This is a genomic window from Streptomyces sp. NPDC127106 (assembly GCF_042677605.1).
Classification (GTDB): Bacteria; Actinomycetota; Actinomycetes; order Streptomycetales; family Streptomycetaceae; genus Streptomyces.
In genome coordinates this window covers 16,422-33,825 of sequence record NZ_JBHXTC010000041.1, presented here as the reverse complement: position 1 = coordinate 33,825, position 17,404 = coordinate 16,422, and the positions used below count along the sequence as shown (strand labels likewise).

The window sequence follows — 17,404 nt, the reverse complement described above, 5'->3', positions numbered from 1 at the left end:
CGCCGCGGCCCGACGGGCCGGGGGCAGGCGCAGCCGACCACCTGGGGTCGACGAGATCGAATCCATGCTGACCTGGGCGATTGACGGACGGCTGACGCGCCTGACGCGCCCGGCCGTGACCGGTGGGCGGTCAGCGGGGGCGCCGCAGCCCGGTCTCGTACGCGTAGACCACGGCCTGGACGCGGCTGCGCAGTCCGAGCTTGTTGAGCAGGTTCTGCACGTGGGACTTGACGGTGTGTTCCGACAGCATCAGCTCGTCGGCGATCTCCGCGTTGGACAGGCCGCGGGCGATCAGGTCCAGCACCTCGGTCTCCCGCGCCGTCAGCTCCGCGGGGTCGACGTCGCAGACCTCGGCGCGGCGGAAGCCGCCGTCGTCGTCGGCCGTCCGCCGGGACGGCCGGCGGGTGAGGTGGTAGCCGACGGCGGCCATCCGCACCGCGGCGGCGAGGTCCGCGGGCGCCACCGTGGCGGGGAGGCAGCCGTTCAGATGGGGGCCGGGCTCGGCCGGCTCCGGGCCGCCGACGGCCAGCAGCGGTGTCCCGCCGAGGTCCTGGCTTCCGGTCAGCCCGATCACGTGCGGGTCCGGCACCCCGTGGAGCACCGTGACGTCGGGGCAGCTGACCCTCAGGTCCGCCAGGGCCCGGGGGCCGGGTTCGCCCTCGGCCACGACCACGACCCCCGGCTGGCCGTCCAGCAGGGCGCGCAGGCCGGCCCGGGCCAGCGCGTCGGGCGCCAGCAGGAAGACCCGGACGGCGTCCGCGCCGTCGGGCGCGGGCTCCTCGGTGCGGACGTCGTGACGGGTCGGCGCCCACCGGTGGGCGACGGGCGTCACGGCCCGGTCCGCGAGCGGGGAAAGGGCGGTGTAGCGGCTGCGCGGCCGGTCCGGCACGGCTCCGCCGGGCAGGACCCGCAGCGCGGCGGTCCCGCTGGACGCGGGCCAGCCCTGTGCTCGCCGTTCCATCCTCACTCCAACCTCTGCGGTGTCCGTCTTCCCGGGGGCCGCCGCACCGTGCGCGGCGTCCTCCCGAGAGGAGAAGGTAGCCGCGGCCGGGCCGCCGGGACCGATTTCTCAAGCGCGCTTCAAGCGCTTCGCCAATACCACCCCAGCAGGCAATCCAGGAATCATGCAGGGGATTTCGCCGCAGCATTTCTGGTGCTACGTTTCCACGCCATGAACACCACATCCGAGAACCCCACCATGAGTAAAGAAGTACTGCGCGCCGTGATCGCCGACAGCATGGGGTTGACCGCCGATGAGATGCCGGGCGACGACGAGGACCTCGTCGACTACGGCCTGCACTCGATCGCCGTCATGCAGGTCGTGAGCCTCTGTCAGCAGAGCGGCGTCGAGGTCACGTTCCCCCAGCTGATCGGCGTGCCGACGGTGGACGCCTGGTGGCGCGTGCTGTCCGCGGCCGACCGCGCGGCAGCGCACTGAACGGCTTCGGCCGCCCCGCCCGCCCCCGGCGCGGACGGCCGCGCCCCACGCCCGCTTGAGAGCCGTTGGAATCCCGCTGGGAGGGCGGTCGCGAAATTCCCACCCCGGCCGCCCGCCCGGTTACCGTTCTCCTCTCCGGGCACATTCACCGAACATTCTCGCCCCTTTTTCCCAGTGCCCCGCACCGGGCCTTCGGACGGAGTCGTCATGGAATTCGGAGTCAATTTCTTCCCGGTCGTGGACCCGGAACGGAAGAGTGCCGCCGAGTATTACGCCGAGAGTCTGCGACTGGTCGAACTGGCCGAGTCGCTCGGCTACGAACACGTACAGATCGTCGAGCACTACGGCTCCCCGTACGGCGGCTACAGCCCCGATCCGGTGGCGTTCCTGGCCGCAGCCGCCGCGCGGACCAGCCGCATCCGGCTCGCGACCGGCGCCGTGATCGCCGCCTTCACCCACCCCGTCAAGCTCGCCGCCACCCTGGCGATGCTCGACAACCTCTCGCACGGCCGCCTCGACGTCGGCTTCGGACGGGCCTTCCTGCCCGACGAGTTCGAGGCCTTCGGCGTGCCGATCGAGGAGAGCCGCGCCCGGTTCGAGGACGGGATCGCGGCCTGCATCGCGCTGTGGACCGAGGAGAGCACGGTCTTCGAGGGCGCCGTCCACCGGTTCGGGCCCTTCACCGGCTACCCCCGCCCCTACCAGCAGCCCCACCCGCCGGTGTTCGTCGCCTCCGCCAGCAGCCCGGACTCCTGCGCGGCGGCCGGCCGGGCCGGCCACCACCTCCAGGTCGTACCGTCGGTCACCACCCGACAGGGCCTGAAGGAGATGATCGAGGGCTACCGGCGGGCGCGCGCCGCCGCCGGGCACCCGGGCGGCGGGCGGATCCAGGTGAAGTACACCTGCTACCTGTCCGAGGACCGCGACCTGGCGCTGGCGGACGCCCGCGCCCAGGAGCAGAACTACGTCTCCCGGATGGCCGAGGCGGTCTCCTCCTGGGCGCACACCCGCAGCAGCCAGTACCCCGGCTACGAGCGGTTCGTGGAGAAGGCCCGCAGTTACGACTTCGACCGGGCGCTGGCCGACGGCAAGGTCCTCGCGGGCACCCCGCAGGACGTCACCGAGCAGGTCCGGGCGATCGGCGCCGAGTACGGCTCGGACGTGTGCCTGAGCCTCCAGTTCAGCCCCGGCCACCTGCCGTTCGAGCGGGCCGCCCGCGCCATGGAGCTGTTCGCCCTGGAGGTCGCCCCCTCCTTCACCGGCCGGGCCGCGGCCACCGCGGCGGACGCCGCCGCGGTGCCGGCGGCGGGCTGAGGGGGACCCACCGGCCCCGCCGGCGGCACCACGCGCCGGCGGGGCCGCGTCGGAGCCCGCGCCCGGAGCACATCGCAGCACGAGACCAACACGAGGAGAAGGGGACATGGCCCGTACACCCACTGGCCGGGACACCGGCCCGGACACCGGCCCGGACACCGGCTTGGACACCGGCTTGGACGCCGAGGCCGCCGTCGTGGGACTGGGCGCCTGGGGCGCCTGCGCCCTGTGGCAGCTGGCCCGGCACGGGGTCGACGTCATCGGCATCGACCGCTACGGCATCGGCAACGTGCACGGTTCCTCGCACGGCGAGAGCCGGATGTTCCGCACCGCCTGCCTGGAGCACCCGGGCCTGGTCCCGCTCGCGCAGCGCTCCCGGGAGCTGTGGGCCGAGCTGGAGGAGCAGACCGGCCAGGTGCTGATGGAGCGGACCGGGGCCATGCTGATCGGCCCGCCCGACGGGCGGATCGTCGGCGGCGCGCTGCGGGCGGCCCGCGAGCACCGGCTGGACGTCGAGCTGCTCGACCCGGCCGCCATGCGCGAGCGGGTCCCCGCGCACGCCGGGCTGCCGGACGAACACGTGGGCGTGCTGGAGCCGGCCGGTGGGCTGACCTACCCCGAGCGCACCATCACCGCGGCGGTCGACGCGGCCCGGGCCGCCGGGGCCCGGGTGGTCACCGACACCCGGGTCACCGCGATCGAGCCCGGCGACGACGGCATCGTGGTGCGCACCGCGCTGCGGACGCTCCGCGTGGCCAAGGTGGTGGTGGCCGCGGGACCGTGGCTGTCCCAGCTGGTGCCCGGGCTCTCCCTCGACGTGCTCCGGATGCCCACGACCTGGTTCACCCCGGCCGAGCCCGATCCGCGGTTCACCCTGGAGCGGTTGCCGGTCTTCATGCGCGAGCTCGCCGACGGGAACGTGATCTGGGGTCACGGCACGCTGCCCGGCGGCACCGAGGTCAAGCTCGGTCTGGAAGACGGCGGGCGCCACTTCCGCCTCGTCGACCCCGAGAACATGGACCGCTCGGTCTCCCCCGCCGACTGGTCGGTGCTCTCCCGCATCCTCCCGTCGGCCGTGCCCGGCCTCGGCGACACCCCCTCGCGGGCCACCGCCAACCTGTACGCGCGCACCCCGGACGGCCAGTTCGTCCTCGGCCCGCTGCGGCACGACCCGCGGATCGTCGTCGCGGGCGGGTGCAACAGCCACGGCTTCAAGCACGCGACCGGGATCGGCGAGGTCGTCGCCGACCTGGTCCGCGGCAGGACGCCGGCCGTCCCGCTCGGTTTCGCCGACCCGAACCGCCTCCGCTGACGCCCGGGCATCCGTCCCACGACCCCATCCGGACGCATAGGTGAGGAAAGATGCAGTTCCGCATTCTCGGCCCTGTAGAGATCCACGACGAGCGGCGCGGTCTGCGGACCGTACCCACGGGCTCCAAGCAGCGCGTCCTGCTCGGCGCCCTGGTCGTGAAGGCCGGTCATCTGCTGTCGTACCACCGCCTGATCGACGAGCTGTGGGGCGAGCACCCGCCGGCGAACCCGGCCAACGCCCTACAGGCCCACATCGCCCGGCTGCGGAAGCTGCTGGAGGACGCCGGATCGACCGGTCAGGAGCGGATCGACACCCACGCACTGGGCTACCAGCTGCACACCGGGCCGGACGCGACCGACGCCGGGAGGTTCCACCGGCTCTGCGCCCAGGGCCGGGCCGTGATCGCCACCGATCCCGAGCAGGCCGTCCACCTGCTGCGCCAGGCACTCGCCCTGTGGCGGGGTCCCGCGTTGCAGGGCAGCCTCGGCGGGGACATCTGCCTGGCCGAAGCCGCCCAGTTGGAGGAGAACCGGCTGGTCGCCCTGGAAACCCTGTACGAGGCCAGCCTGCGGGCCGGCCTGCACCATGAGATCACCGGTGAGCTCGAGGAGCTGACCGGTGACAACCCGGTCCGGGAGCGGTTCTACGAGCTGCTGATGGTCGCCCTCCACCGCTGCGGCCGGCAGGCGGAGGCGCTCGGCACGTACGAGCGGGCCCGGACGAGGCTGGCCGAGGAGCTGGGCGTGGAACCCGGTGCGGCGCTGCGCCGACGGGTCCGGTCGATCCTCAGCCCGGGCCGCGAGCCCGCCCCCGCCGCGACGCGCCCGGCGGCGCCGGTGGTCCGCTCCCTCCCGCCGCGGCCCGGCACCGCCGGGCCGCGCACCGCGGCGCCCGCCCCCCTGGGCGGGGGCGTCGTGCTCGACCTCGGCGACGAACTGGCCCGGCTGCGCAGGCGGCTGGAGAGCCTGACCCGCGAGCAGGAGGACCTGACCCGCCGGTTCGACCAGCTCACCGCCCGCACCGCGGCCTCCGCGCGGTGACGACGCCCGGTGACGACGCCCGGGCCCCCGACGCGGCGCGTGCCCGCACCCGGTCGGGAACGGCTCCCGCTCAGGCCCGTTCCAGCATGAGTGTGCGGCCCGCCGACCTGCGCATCCGGCGGTCGTGCGTGACGGTCACCACCGGCCCGGGGAACGCGTCCAGCGCCGTCTGAAGGTCCTCGATCAGCGTCAGGCTCAGATGGTTGGTGGGCTCGTCCAGCAGCAGGACGTGCGGTCGCATCGCCACCAGCCTGGCCAGGTCGAGCCGCCGTCGCTGCCCCGCGCTCAGCGCGCCGACGGGCACCGTGAGGTCGGCCGGGCGGAACAGGCCCAGCTCCAGCAGCTGCTCCGCCGCCTCGTCCTCGGTCGCGGCGACCGCCTGCGCGTACGTGCGCAGCAGCGGGAGCCGGCCGGCCGGGTAGTGGCTCTCCTGGGGCAGGTGGCCGATCCGCACGCCCGGACGGGTGGCGACGGTGCCGGAGGCGGGCGCCAGCTCCCCCGCGAGCACCCGCAGCAGCGTCGACTTGCCCGCCCCGTTGGGGCCCGCGACCACCAGCCGGTCGGTGCCCGCCAGGGCGAGTTCCGGCAGCCGGACGCCCTGGGTCGTCCTCACGTCCCGGAGCTCGATCAGCGGCCCGGCCTCCGCCCCGGCCTCCGACCCGGTCTCCGGCCCGGCCTCCGCGGCCGTCCGCGCCGCCCGGTCGGTCAGGCCGACCGCGGTGAAGCTGAGCGGGGCGGGCGGCCTCGGCACCGCCTGGAGTTCCAGCCGCCTGATCTCCTCCTTGGCGGCGCGGGCGGTGCGCGCCACCGCCGCCTGGGCTCCGGCGCCGCGCAGGTCGTAGTTCATCTTGGCGTTGTCGCGCGGCGGCCGGTAGTGCCCGGCGGCCCGGTCGGAGCGGGCGAGCCGGAGCCGGGCGGCGGCGATCGACTCCGTCCAGACCGCGTAGTCCGCCTCCCAGCGCCGCCGGGCGGCCGCCTGCGCGGCGGCGTACTCGCGGTACGTCCCGCCGTAGCGGACGGCGGACCCGCGCGGTCCGTCCAGGTCCACCAGCCCCGTGACGGCGCCGTCCAGCAGGTCGCGGTCGTGGGAGGCGATCAGGCAGGGTCCCCGGAACTCGCGGAGCCAGCCGGCGAGCCACTCGACGGCCTCGTCGTCGAGGTGGTTGGTGGGCTCGTCCAGCAGCAGGGCGGGCGGTCCCTGGAGGACGAGCAGCGCGAGCCCGAGCCGGGCCCGCTCACCGCCGGACAGCTGCCCGGTCAGACGCTCGGGCGGCAGCCGGTGCAGGCCGAGCGCCTGGAAGACCTCGAACGCCCTGGCCTCGAAGCGCCAGCCGTCGCGGGCCTCGAACTCCTCCTGGAGCGCGGCGTACTCGTCGAGGAGCGCGGCCAGCTCGGCGTCCTCGGCCGCGCTCATCAGCAGCTCGACCTCCTGCATCCGGTCGGCCGTCCGGTCGATCTCGCGACGGGCCTCGGCCAGGCAGCGGGCGAGGTCCCACTCGGCGGGCAGGTCGGGTTCCTGGGCCAGGTAGCCGGGGGTGCCGCCGCCGAGGCCGGACCGGACCCGGCCGCCGTCCGGGGCGTCGAGGCCGGCCAGCACCCGCAGCAGGGTGGACTTGCCGACGCCGTTGTCCCCGATGAGGCCGAGCCGTTCGCCGGCCGAGACGGTCAGCGAGATCCCGTTGAGGACGGTGCGGTCGCCGCGGATCCTGGTCACGGAGTCGGCCGCGAGGTGGGCGGTCGTGCCTGCGGCCCGTACGGTGCCGATCATGCGGCGCTCCTGAGGGGTTCGGTGTGGTGCGGTCGGTTCGGCGCGGCCCCGGTGACGGGGAGCGCGGCGGCGGACAGGGTCCCGGGGGCGAGCAGCGGGACGGGGTCCCCGGGGTGGAGGCTCGCGCGCAGGGCGGAGGGCCGCCACGGGAAGCCGGCGTGCAGCCGGAGCGCGGTCATCGGGGTGGCCCCGTCCTCGACGGCGAGGGAGACCAGCACCCCGGGCTCGGGCTCCAGTACGAGCAGCCACCAGCTCCCCGCCGGGTCGTCGGCCGGCGGTTCGAACGCGGCGACCCCGCCGTTCTCGGAGAGCACGAAGCCGAACGAGTCGAAGGGCAGTCCGAGACCGAGTCCGCGCGCCTTGGCATAGGCCTCCTTGAGCGTCCACAGGCGCAGCACCGTGCGGTCGTACGCCTCGCCCGCGGGTATCCGAGCCAGCCGGCCCCGTTCACCGGGTGTGAAGCTCTCGGCGATCCCCGCCAGTGCACGGCTGTTCACCCGGTCGAGCCGCTCGACGTCGACCCCGACCCGGCGGCCCCGGCCGACGGCGATCGCGTTGTAGCCGTGGGCGTGCGAGAGGTTGAAGTCCAGCGGGCCGTCGCCGGCGGGCCAGCCCCCGTCGGGCGGCCGTACGGACGGCCGGCCCCGGTCGGACCTGCGCAGCTCGACCAGTGCCTCCGGGACGCCGGTCTCCAGCGAGAGCAGGCGCCGCACCAGGACGTGTGCCACGAGGTACTGGCGGCGGTCCCGCTCGAAGATGAAGCGGTCCGCGGTCGCCAGTTCGTGCTCGTCCAGCCAGTGTCCGGCCAGGGCGCTGGCGGTGCCCGGCCCGAGCTCGTCGTTGGCGCAGACCCAGAGCCTGACCTCGCCGCTGTCGCCGGACGGCCGTCCGGCCGCGGCTCCCTGCGCGCTCATCGCACCGCTCCCGTCACCGGGCGGTCCGCGGTCGCGGACCGGATCTGATCGGTGATCAGTCGGACCATCTCGGCGGAGCGGCCCCGGAAGTAGAAGTGGTCGCCGTCGAGCAGGTGGAGGCCGAGGAAGCGCTCGGCGTGCTGCTGCCAGGCGGCCAGCCGCTCGGGCGAGACGACCACGTCGTCGGCGCCGCCGAAGACCGACAGCGGGACGGCGAGCGGCGGGGTCTGGGGCCGCGGGGTCCAGGTCTCCACCAGCCGCAGGTCGTTGCGGATCATCGGCCCGAACAGCTGCCAGATCTCCGGGTCCTCCAGGACCTCGGGCGGGGTGCCGCCCATCCGGGCCAGGTGGCGGCGGAGGTCCGCGTCGGGCAGGCGGTGGCGGGTGTCGGCCGGGCCCGGCTGCCGCGGGGCGCCGCGGGCCGACAGGCCGAGCCAGACCGGCAGCGGCAGCCCCTCGGCGGCCAGTCGGTTGGTCAGTTCGTAGGCGGCCAGGCCGCCCATGCTGTGTCCGAAGAAGGCGAACGGCCGGTCCATCGCCAGCACGATCTCGTCGTGGAAGAAGTCCACCAGCTGTTCGGCGTCGGCGCAGGCCGGCAGGTCGGTCAGCCGTCCCCGGCCGGGAGCGTCCAGCAGGTGGACCTCCCAGTCGGCGGGGAAGTGCGCGACCCAGTCGCGGTACAGCAGGTGGGAGCCTCCGGCGTGGTGGAACAGGAACAGGCGCAGGGCTGCTCCCGGAACCGGGCGGGGGCAGTACCCCGCCCCGGCCTGCGGGCGGAACCTCAGGGTGTTGCTCGTCATCGGCGTCTCCTTCGTGTGGTGCGTGTGCGTCGCCTCAGGCGACGGCCCGGCGCGGGAGGGCCGCGCCGGCGGGCTCGGCGTCCCGCCTGATCTGCCGGACCATGCTGGTCAGCACGGTGCTCTCGCCGATCTCGGTGAACACCGGGTCGGGCTCGTCGAGGAGGGCCCGGACGCTCTCGTGCCAGCGCACGGGGTGGTCGATCTGTTCGAGCAGCAGGTCCGCCGCCAGTTCGGCGCGGTACGGCTGGGCGGTGCGGTTCGCGATCACGGGGAAGGCCGGCGGCCGGAGCCGGACGGCCCGCACCACCGGGGCGAGCGCGGCGGCGGCGGGCGCCATGTACCGGGAGTGGAACGGACCGCTGACGTCCAGTCGGCGCACCATGCGCGCGCCGGCGTCCTCCAGTACCTGTCCGGCCTCCTCCAGGTCCTCCACCGGCCCGGCCAGGACGGTCTGGGCCGCGGTGTTGAGGTTGGCGAGGTCCAGCGTGCCGAATCCGGCGCGCAGCAGCAGGAAGCGCAGCTTCGTCTCGGTGAGCCCGACGACCGCGCTCATCCCTCCGCCGCCCACCTCGGCCATGGCCGCGGCGCGGGCGGCGACGAGCCGCAGGCCGTCGGCGAAGCCGAACACGCCCGCCGCCTCCAGGGCGTTGTACTCGCCGAGGCTGTGGCCGATCGCGATGTCGGGGCGGGCGCCGTCCTCGACGGCCGCCCGGTGGGCGAGGGCGTTCACCGCGAACATCGCCGGCTGGGTGTAGCGGGTGTTGCCGAGCCTTCCCTCGGGGTCCTCCAGGCACAAGCGGCGCAGGCTGTAGCCGAGCACCTCGCTGGCCTGCCGTTCCAGTTCGGGGAAGCGGTCGAACAGCGTACGGCCCATGCCGACGCGCTGTGCTCCCTGGCCGGGGAACATGAAGATCCGGGTCATCGTCGTTGGCTCCTTTCTCGGGGGGAGGTCGTTCAGGCGGGCACGGCGGCGGGATAGGCGAGCTCGGCCAGGGCCGCGAGGTCGGGGGCGGTGAAGAGCGACTCCAGCGGGAGCTCGCTGCCTCCGTCGGCGGCCACCCGGGCGGCGATCCGCAGCAGCTGGCGGCTGGTGACGCCCATCGCGAACAGGTCGTCGGCGGGGGCGAGCCGGTGCAGCGCCGCCCCGGTCTCCTGGGCGACGATGCCGGCCATCCGCTCGAACGGCGTCGGCCCGGCCCCGGTCGCGCCGTCCTGCTGCTGCCCGTCGTCCGACCGCGGCGCCACGGCGGCGGGAGCCGGCGGCACGACGGGCACCGGGAGCGGCACCCGGCGGACGGCCAGCGGCACCGGCGGCAGCGCCCGGCGGCGCGGCCCGGCGGACGCGGCCGGCAGCGGGAGCGCGTCGCCGGCCGACCAGGCCGCCACCAGGGCGCGCTGGTCCGCCGTCGTCGCGGTGGCCTCGACGGTGGCGCCGGTGCCGTCGCGCAGGACGCGCTCGGCGAGCGTGCGCAGCGCGTCGGCGGCCCGGCCGCGGTCGGTTGCCACCGCCCCGCGGACGGTGCGCTGCACGCGTCCCTCCCGCAGCGTGCGGGCGAGGGCGGCGAGGCCGAGCGCGGGGTCGCCGTCCAGTTCCTCGGCGAGGGAGCGGGCCCAGCGGGCCAGGTTCTCCGGGTTGTCCGCGGACAACACCAGGACTTCGGTCTCCTCGCCGGCCCCGGTCGGCGCCGCCGCGGTCGCGGTCGCGGCGGCCGGCGGCTCCTCGACCACGAGGCTGCCGTACGATCCGCCGCCGGCGAAGCCGTTGACCAGGGCCCGGCGGGTGCCACCGGGCGCGGTGCGCCACTGGTCGGCGGACGGCCCGGCCAGGGCGACGGACCCGCCGTACGCGGCCAGGGCCGGGTTGGCGGCCGAGGTGAGCCGGGTCGGGTAGAGCCGGTCACGGCGGAACTGGGCGATGAGCTTGCCGAGCTGGGCGAAGACGGAGGCCGCCTCCAGGTGACCGGTGTTCGGCTTGACCGAGCCGACCGGCACGGGCCCGCGGCCCGCCCCGGCGCCGTTCCCGGCTCCCGCGGCGTCGCCGCTCCCGGTGGCGGTGGCGGTGGCGCCGAACAGTCGGCCCAGCGCGGTGAACTCGAGTGCGTCGGCCAGCGCCGCGCCGGCCGCAGCCGCCTCGACGTAGCCGATGTCCCCGGCCGTCAGTCCGGCGTCGGCGAGCGCGGACCGCATCACCTGCTCCTGGCGGCGCGGGTCCGGAATCCCGAACTGGCGGGTCGTCCCCGAGTGCAGCAGCGCTCCGCCGCGCAGGACGGCGTGGACGGGGTCGCCGTCCGCCAGGGCCTGGTCCAGCGGCTTGAGCAGCACCGCGCCGACGCCCTCGCCGACCAGCCAGCCGCTGGCCCGGTCGGTGAAGGCGCAGGAGTCCTCGTGCTCGGCGACCAGGCCGAGCTCGGAGAGCACGTCCAGGTGGTCCGGGTGCAGCACGAGGTTGCTGCCGGCCGCCACGGCGGCCCCGCACCGGCCGTCGGCGACGGCCCGGAAGGCCGCTTCGACGGCCGCCAGCCCGGAGACGCAGCCGGTGTCGATCACCAGGCTCGGGCCGGTCAGGCCGAACGCGTGCGAGATGCGGTGCGCGAGCCCGCCGCGGGTGGCGTGGGTGCCGGTCCGGCCCTCGGCGCGGGCCTCGACCCCGTACAGCGCGTGGTCCTGCCACATCGACCCGACGAACACGCCGACCTGGCCGGTCTCCGACAGCCGCTCGGGGGTGAGCGCGGCGTCCTCCAGGCAGTGTCGGGTGACCGTCAGCAGCAGCCGCTCCTGCGGGTCGACGGCCGCCGCCTCGGCGTCCGCGAGCCCGAACTCCTCGGCCTCCACGGCGGTCACGTCGGCCAGGTAGCCGCCGATCCGGGCACCGGCGCGCCGGGCGTTGCTGCGCAGCGGGGCCCAGCGCTCCTCCGGGGCGGGGCCGAGGCCCGAGTCGCCGGCCGCCAGCATCGCGTCCAGCCCGCGCAGGTCGTCCGCCCCGGGCAGCCGGGCCGCGAAGCCGACCACGGCCACCGCGCGCGGGCCGGACGACACCGGACCGCTCTCCTGCGGCCGCTCGGCGGCGGCCAGCTCGGCGGCGGCCAGCTCGGCAGCGACCAGCTCGGCGCGGCGGCGCAGCGCCGGCTCGTCCAGGGCACCGCCCCACAGCGAGACCAGCAGCTCCTGGTCGTCCTGGAGGTCGAAGTGCCCGCGGACCGCGCCGAAGTCCATTTCCCCGACGGCGCACATGCCGAGGCCGCGCTCGGGGGCGGCGGTCAGCAGGAGCTGGGCGACGTGCCCCGCCTCGATCATCGAGAACCGGGCGGCGTTGCGCTCGCCGTACGCCGGCGCGATGGCCGCCGGGGTGGACACCAGGAAGACGCCGAACGCAGCGGCGTCCACCAGGGCGCGGTTGTGGAAGACGTGGGCGTCGGTGCCGAAGCGGGCCTGCGGGTCGATCGCCACCAGGGCGCGCTCGCCCGGGTGCAGGTAGTAGAGGCCGCCGTCGACGCCCTCCACTGCGCCCGGCTTGACGTACAGGTAGACCTGCACCGGGTAGAAGCCGCCGGCCGACGGGTAGCGGTGCTTGGAGCGGCCGTCGAGCTCGCCACGGGCCAGGGTGCTCAGCAGCTCGGTGAGCCGCTCGCCGGGCAGCGGCGCCTCGGCGAACTCACGGAAGGCGGAGGCGTCGTGCAGCGCTCGCCGGTGCTCGGGGCCGGCCGCCGGGAACGGCAGTCGGGCCAGCGACCCGGGCAGCCGGCGCTCGGCGACCCTGGCCTCCTTGAACGCGGCCTTGGCCTGCGGGTCGAAGGCGATCCGGATGTCGGCCCGGGCGGCGGGAGCGGCGGCCTGCGGGGCGGGAACGGCCTGCGGGGCGGGAACGGCCTGCGGGGCGGGGGCGGCCTGCGGGGCGGGGGCCAGGCTGACGGCGATGCCGCGGGCGGTGGGGGTCTGGATCAGGGCGTCCACCGGGACGTCCGCCCCGAACCGCTCGGCGAGCGTCTGGGCCAGCCGGATCATCGTGAACGACGTCGCGCCCAGGTCGAACAGGTCGGCGTCCGGGTCGACCTCGGGCAGGCCGAGCAGGCCGGCGGCCAGGTCCGCCACGGCCGCCGCGTCGGCCTCCGGGCCGGCCGGGGTGGCCGGGGCGGCCGGGGCGGCCGTCTCGGGCTCGGTCCGGCCGGCGGTGGCCCGGCCGGCGCGGACGGCGGCCAGCAGCGCAGTGACGGTCGGCCCGCTGATCAGGGCGTCCACGGACAGGGCGACACCGGTCAGCCGCTCGATCTCCTGGGCCAGCCGGATCATCGTGAACGAGGTGGCGCCCAGGTCGAACAGGTCGGCGTCCGGGTCGACCGCCTCCAGCCGGAGGCAGTCGGCGACGGCCGCCTCGATGAGCGCGTCCGTCCCCTCCTCGGGTCGTCCGGGCCGGGGGTCGTACACGGGGTCCTCCTCGATGGCGGGGGCCGGGTGGCCGATGGAAACGGGAGCCTGGGGGGCGGCGGCGGCAGGAGCGGCGGCGGCAGGAGCGGCGGGTTCCGGGGCGGTCGGCCCGGTGTCGCCGAAGAGCGCGGCGGCGGCCCGCCGGTCGAGCTTGCCGTTGCCCGTCAGCGGCAGCCGGTCCACGAACCGGAAGCTGCTCGGCACCAGGTACGGCGGCAGGGAACGGGCCAGGCTGCGGCGCAGCTGCCCGACGGCCGGGGCGAGGCTGCCGTCCGCCTCGACGCACACCGCCGCCAGGACCTGCTCGCCGGTGGCCGGGTCGGTGACCGGGAGCACCCGGGCCTCGGACACCCCGGGCAGGTCGGTGAGTGCGGCCTCGACCTCCTCCGGCTCGATCCTCAGGCCGCGGAGCTTGAACTGGCTGTCGATCCGGCCGAGGTACCTGATCTCGCCGTCCGGGCCGAGCTGGCCCAGGTCACCGGTGCGGTACAGGCGCGGTGACGGGTCGTCGGCGAACGGCGACGCCACGAAGCGCTCGGCGGTGAGCTCGGGCCGGCCGTGGTAGCCGAGTGCGACGCCCGCGCCGCCGATGACGATCTCGCCCGGCGTACCGTCCGGCACCCGTGCCATCTGCTCGTCCACCAGGTGGATGCGGGTGCGGGCGATCGGCCGGCCGATCGGCACGGTGGGCTCGTCCCAGTCGGGGCGGCACGCCCAGTGGGTCACGTCGATGGCCGCCTCGGTCGGGCCGTAGAGGTTGTGCAGCTCGGCGCCGCCCGGCAGGACCTGGAAGAACTGCTTCATGGTCGCGACCGGGAGCGCCTCGCCGCTGGCGAAGACGTACCGCAGTGACCCGCAGCCGGACGCCGCCCGGTCGCGCAGGAACAGGCCGAGCACGGAGGGCACGAAGTGGGCGACCGTCACCCGCTCGTCGCGCAGCAGCCGGGCGAGGTAGCCCGGGTCGACGTGACCGCCGGGCCGGGCGACCACGATGGACGCCCCGGCCAGCAGCGGCCAGAAGAACTCCCAGGCCGAGACGTCGAAGCCGTACGGGGTCTTCTGGGCGACCCGGTCCTCGGCGCCCAGCGGGAAGCGGTCCTGCATCCACAGGACCCGGTTGACGAAGCCGCGGTGGGTGTTGCGGCAGCCCTTGGGCTTGCCGGTGGTCCCCGAGGTGTAGATCGTGTAGACCGGGTCGTCCGGCCCCACCTCCACCTGGGGGGGCGTCACCGGCCGGGAGGCCAGCAGGGCCCGGTCCTCCTCGCGGTCCTGGCAGAGGACGACCGCGCCGGCTCCGGCCGGTACGGCGGCCAGCGCCGCGTCGGCGACGACCACGCGCGCGCCGCTGTCCTCCAGCAGGTAGCGCACCCGCTCCGGCGGGTTGGCCGGGTCGACGGGGACGTACACGGCTCCGGCCCGCACGATGCCGACCAGCGCGACCACCAGGTCGTCGGAGCGGTTCATGTGCACGGCGACGTGGTCGCCCGGGCGGACCCCGGAGGCGATCAGCTGGTGGGCCAGCCGGGCCGTACGGTGGTCCAGCTCGCGGTAGTCGACGACGCGGCCGTCCCAGTGGACGGCCGGGCGGTCGGGGTGGCGCGACAGCGCCTCGGTCAGCAGACCGGTCATGGTCGGCGACGGCTCGCCGGCCGCCCCCGGCTCCTCGGCGAGCTCGGCGGCCTCGGCGGCCTCGGCGGCCTCGGCGAAGGAGCGGATCCGCCGCGCGTAGCCCTCGAACAGGGTGTCCAGCCGGTCGGCGGGCAGGCAACCCTCGGCGGCGTCCCACTGGCCGACCAGGTCGTCGCCGACGAGCAGCGGGACGTGGTCCAGTGCGACCTGGGCGGTCTGCGACTGGCTTTCGCGCAGCCGTACGCCGCGCGGGTGCAGTGCGGGATCGATCTCGGGCACCCGGGTGAAGACCACCGGCAGCCGCAGCCTGCCGCCGGAGCGGAAGACCCGGCCGCGCAGCTCGGCCAGCCCGGGCCGCACCTCGCCGCGCTCCAGGTCGGCGCGGACGCGGCCCCACAGCTCCCGGGCCCGCTGCGCGAAGTCGGCCGGCAGCGTGTCGTCGACCACCACCCAGGCCAGCTGGGTGAAGTCGGCGACCATGCGGTCCGCGTGGGCCAGGCCGGCGGGCCGGTCCCAGGAGACCACGGTCACGGTGAACGGCTCCGGGCCGAACTCGCGGCGCAGCTCGTCGGTGTACGCGGTCAGCAGCACCATGTCGGCCGGGACACCGATGGCGGCGGCCCGCTCGGTGAGGCGCCGCCAGGACCCGAGGTCCGTGCGGCGGTGCAGCCGGGCGGCCTGCGGAGCCGGGTCGGGGAGCGCGGGGCCGCCGGGCAGCGCGGCGAACTTCTCCCGCCAGGCGAGCCGGGCGGCGTCCGCCGGACCCTCCTGACCGGGGGCGGCCAGGCCGAGCAGGTACGGGGCCGGGTCGGCGGGCACGTCCAGCACCGACCGGTCGCCGTCGTGCAGCGCGAACAGCTGGCCGAACAGCAGCGCGAAGGAGCGGGCGTCGGCGAGCAGTGCGTCCAGGACGACGTGCAGGACGGTGGTGCCGTCCGGCAGGGTGCTGGCCTCCAGCGCGTACATCGGCCGGCTGCCCAGGGGGAAGGTGCCGCCGCGCAGTCGGGCGGCGGTCCCGGCCAGCGCCCGCTCGACCGGGGAGGCACCGTCGGTGCCCGGCTCTGCGTCCGGTCGCAGGCCCGTCAGGTCGTGCCGGGCGATGCGGTAGTGGGGAACGGTCGGCGCGACCTCCAGGGTGCCGTCCTGGTGGACGGCGGCGCGCAGCATCGGGTGGTGGGCGACCAGCCTGTTCCAGGCCGCCTCCAGGGCGTCCACGTCGTGGTTCTCCAGCAGGAACTCCTGGTAGACGCGGGTCTCCGCGGCGCCGCCGAGGCCACCGAGGCGGCCGACCAGGTAGGCCGACTGGACCTCCGTGAGCGGCAGTCGGCGGGCGGTGGTGCCGGACGCCTCGTCGGCGGCTTCGGTGCCGTCGGCGGTCGGCACGTCCGTGTCCCACACGGCCGGACCGAGCTCCGCGACCCGGCGCAGCAGGGCGCCGAGCCGTTCGAAGGCGGCCCGCACCCCGGCGCCGTCGAGCGCCTCGGGCAGGTGGTCCCAGGACACGTGGAGCTCCCCGGCGCGCTCCTGGACGCACATCTCCAACTGGACCCCGGGAGTGCGGGTGGCGGATGCGTCGACGTCGACCCGCGCGGCCCAGTTGCCGGGGTCGTCGGCCCGCTGGTCGGCGATGCTGCCGAGCAGGCTGGTGAAGACGACGGGTACCGGGACCGCCCGGCGCCCGGGCTCGGTGCGGGCGCGTTCGCGCAGCGCGCGCACCCCGCTGACCTCGCCGTGCTCCAGGTCGCGCCAGAGCTGGCCGCTGACCTCGGAGACCAGCTCGCCCAGGGTGCCGGCGGGCTCGGGGGCGACGAAGACCGAGGTGGACAGGAACGGGCCGACGAGGCGGGCCACGTCGGCGTGGACCGGGAGGCGGTTGTAGGTGGTGAGGACCAGCGGGAGCGGTCCGCTGCCGGCCGCGCGGACGACGGCGGCGTGCAACGCGAGCAGCATCGCCGAAGGGGTGGCCCGGGCCGCGCGGGCGGCCTCCTTGGCGCGGTCCCACTCCTGGCGGTCCAGGTGGAGCGTCATGCGCCGGTGCTCGCCGTCGGCGGCGGCGGCCGGACCGGCGTCCCCGGCGTCCCCGGCGTCCGCGGCGTCCGCGGCGTCCGCGGCGTCCGGGCGGGCGAGCGGCAGCGGCCGGCCGAAGTCCACGGCCCCGAGCTTGTCCCGCCAGTACGCGAGGGACTCCTCGGACGGGCGGCGGCCGCCGGTGGCGAGCGCGTAGTCACGGAAGGAGATCTCCGGGAGACCGGGCTCCTCGCCGAAGCCGTAGCGCGCGTACCAGTCCTGGAGCAGCAGCGAGACGCTGGGACCGTCGGCGATCAGCTCGTCGACGGTGAGCATCACCCTGGTGCGCCCGCCGGGCAGTTCGGCCGCGGCGACGGCGAACAGCGGCCAGCGGTGCGGGTCGATGGCGGCGGCGTTCCGCCGGCGCATCTCCTCGAGGGAGCCGCGCAGCTCGTCGGGGCCGGCCGAGGTGAGGTCGCGGACCTCGAACCGGTACTCGGGCACCTCCTCCAGGACGACCTGCCGGGCGTCGGGCAGCAGGTGGGCGCGGAGCATGTCGGTGTCGGCGACGAGGCGGTTCCAGCTCTGCCGCAGCCGTGCCGCGTCGAGGCGGTCCGCCTCGAACTCCAGGTGGATCTGGGTGCCGCCGGTGTTCCCGGCCGCCGTCCGGCCGACGTAGAAGGACTCCTGGACCTCGGTGAGGGGGAAGGGCTGGTACCGGTCGGCGGGGTTGCTCTGGATGGTCATGGCGTGGCGCCAA

The 17,404-nt window shown here is 75.8% G+C and carries 10 protein-coding genes; 4 read left to right on the top strand and 6 right to left on the bottom strand.

Features of this window, described 5'->3' with window-relative positions; genetic code table 11:
- Positions 1–130: 130 nt before the first annotated feature.
- Positions 131–961 (bottom strand): response regulator transcription factor, encoded by an 831-nt coding sequence (locus tag ACFVGY_RS27625; protein WP_385681853.1) that lies wholly within the window; start codon positions 959–961, stop codon positions 131–133.
- Between the two features lie 210 nt (positions 962–1,171).
- Between ACFVGY_RS27625 and ACFVGY_RS27620 the strand changes: the two genes are divergently transcribed.
- From ACFVGY_RS27620 to ACFVGY_RS27605, 4 genes are all read left to right on the top strand, one after another.
- Positions 1,172–1,438 (top strand): phosphopantetheine-binding protein, encoded by a 267-nt coding sequence (locus ACFVGY_RS27620; RefSeq protein WP_385681851.1) that lies wholly within the window; start codon positions 1,172–1,174, stop codon positions 1,436–1,438.
- 207 nt (positions 1,439–1,645) lie between these two features.
- On the top strand, positions 1,646–2,752 hold the full coding sequence (locus tag ACFVGY_RS27615; RefSeq protein ID WP_385681849.1) for an LLM class flavin-dependent oxidoreductase: 1,107 nt from the start codon (positions 1,646–1,648) through the stop codon (positions 2,750–2,752).
- Between the two features lie 106 nt (positions 2,753–2,858).
- A complete protein-coding gene (gene solA, locus ACFVGY_RS27610; protein ID WP_385681847.1) occupies positions 2,859–4,064 on the top strand; it encodes an N-methyl-L-tryptophan oxidase in 1,206 nt (401 codons plus the stop codon).
- A gap of 50 nt (positions 4,065–4,114) precedes the next feature.
- Positions 4,115–5,104 carry a BTAD domain-containing putative transcriptional regulator gene (locus ACFVGY_RS27605; RefSeq protein ID WP_385681845.1) on the top strand — a complete coding sequence of 330 codons (990 nt, stop codon included), beginning with the start codon at positions 4,115–4,117 and terminating at the stop codon, positions 5,102–5,104.
- 70 nt (positions 5,105–5,174) lie between these two features.
- Here the strand turns inward: ACFVGY_RS27605 and ACFVGY_RS27600 are convergent, their stop codons facing one another.
- From ACFVGY_RS27600 to ACFVGY_RS27580, 5 genes are read right to left on the bottom strand one after another with little or no spacing between them, the layout of a single operon-like run.
- A complete protein-coding gene (locus ACFVGY_RS27600; RefSeq protein ID WP_385681843.1) occupies positions 5,175–6,872 on the bottom strand; it encodes an ABC-F family ATP-binding cassette domain-containing protein in 1,698 nt (565 codons plus the stop codon).
- Positions 6,869–7,786 (bottom strand): 4'-phosphopantetheinyl transferase family protein, encoded by a 918-nt coding sequence (locus ACFVGY_RS27595; RefSeq protein ID WP_385681841.1) that lies wholly within the window; start codon positions 7,784–7,786, stop codon positions 6,869–6,871. Before ACFVGY_RS27595 ends, ACFVGY_RS27600 begins: the two co-directional genes overlap by 4 nt.
- Positions 7,783–8,586, bottom strand: coding sequence for a thioesterase II family protein (locus tag ACFVGY_RS27590; RefSeq protein WP_385681840.1), 804 nt, complete (start codon positions 8,584–8,586; stop codon positions 7,783–7,785). The genes ACFVGY_RS27595 and ACFVGY_RS27590 overlap by 4 nt, the downstream gene beginning before the upstream one ends.
- A 34-nt stretch (positions 8,587–8,620) precedes the next feature.
- Positions 8,621–9,508, bottom strand: a complete 888-nt coding sequence (fabD, locus tag ACFVGY_RS27585) for an ACP S-malonyltransferase (RefSeq protein ID WP_385681838.1) — start codon at positions 9,506–9,508, stop codon at positions 8,621–8,623.
- Between the two features lie 32 nt (positions 9,509–9,540).
- Positions 9,541–17,391: an amino acid adenylation domain-containing protein gene (locus tag ACFVGY_RS27580; RefSeq protein WP_385681836.1), complete on the bottom strand. Its 7,851-nt coding sequence runs from the start codon at positions 17,389–17,391 to the stop codon at positions 9,541–9,543.
- Between the last annotated feature and the right edge of the window lie 13 nt (positions 17,392–17,404).

Coding starts and splice junctions, on each gene's coding strand:
- ACFVGY_RS27625 (WP_385681853.1), bottom strand. CDS start 961: ATGGAACGGCGAGCACAGGGCTGGCCCGCGTCCAGCGGGACCGCCGCG.
- ACFVGY_RS27620 (WP_385681851.1), top strand. CDS start 1,172: ATGAACACCACATCCGAGAACCCCACCATGAGTAAAGAAGTACTGCGC.
- ACFVGY_RS27615 (WP_385681849.1), top strand. CDS start 1,646: ATGGAATTCGGAGTCAATTTCTTCCCGGTCGTGGACCCGGAACGGAAG.
- solA (WP_385681847.1), top strand. CDS start 2,859: ATGGCCCGTACACCCACTGGCCGGGACACCGGCCCGGACACCGGCCCG.
- ACFVGY_RS27605 (WP_385681845.1), top strand. CDS start 4,115: ATGCAGTTCCGCATTCTCGGCCCTGTAGAGATCCACGACGAGCGGCGC.
- ACFVGY_RS27600 (WP_385681843.1), bottom strand. CDS start 6,872: ATGATCGGCACCGTACGGGCCGCAGGCACGACCGCCCACCTCGCGGCC.
- ACFVGY_RS27595 (WP_385681841.1), bottom strand. CDS start 7,786: ATGAGCGCGCAGGGAGCCGCGGCCGGACGGCCGTCCGGCGACAGCGGC.
- ACFVGY_RS27590 (WP_385681840.1), bottom strand. CDS start 8,586: ATGACGAGCAACACCCTGAGGTTCCGCCCGCAGGCCGGGGCGGGGTAC.
- fabD (WP_385681838.1), bottom strand. CDS start 9,508: ATGACCCGGATCTTCATGTTCCCCGGCCAGGGAGCACAGCGCGTCGGC.
- ACFVGY_RS27580 (WP_385681836.1), bottom strand. CDS start 17,391: ATGACCATCCAGAGCAACCCCGCCGACCGGTACCAGCCCTTCCCCCTC.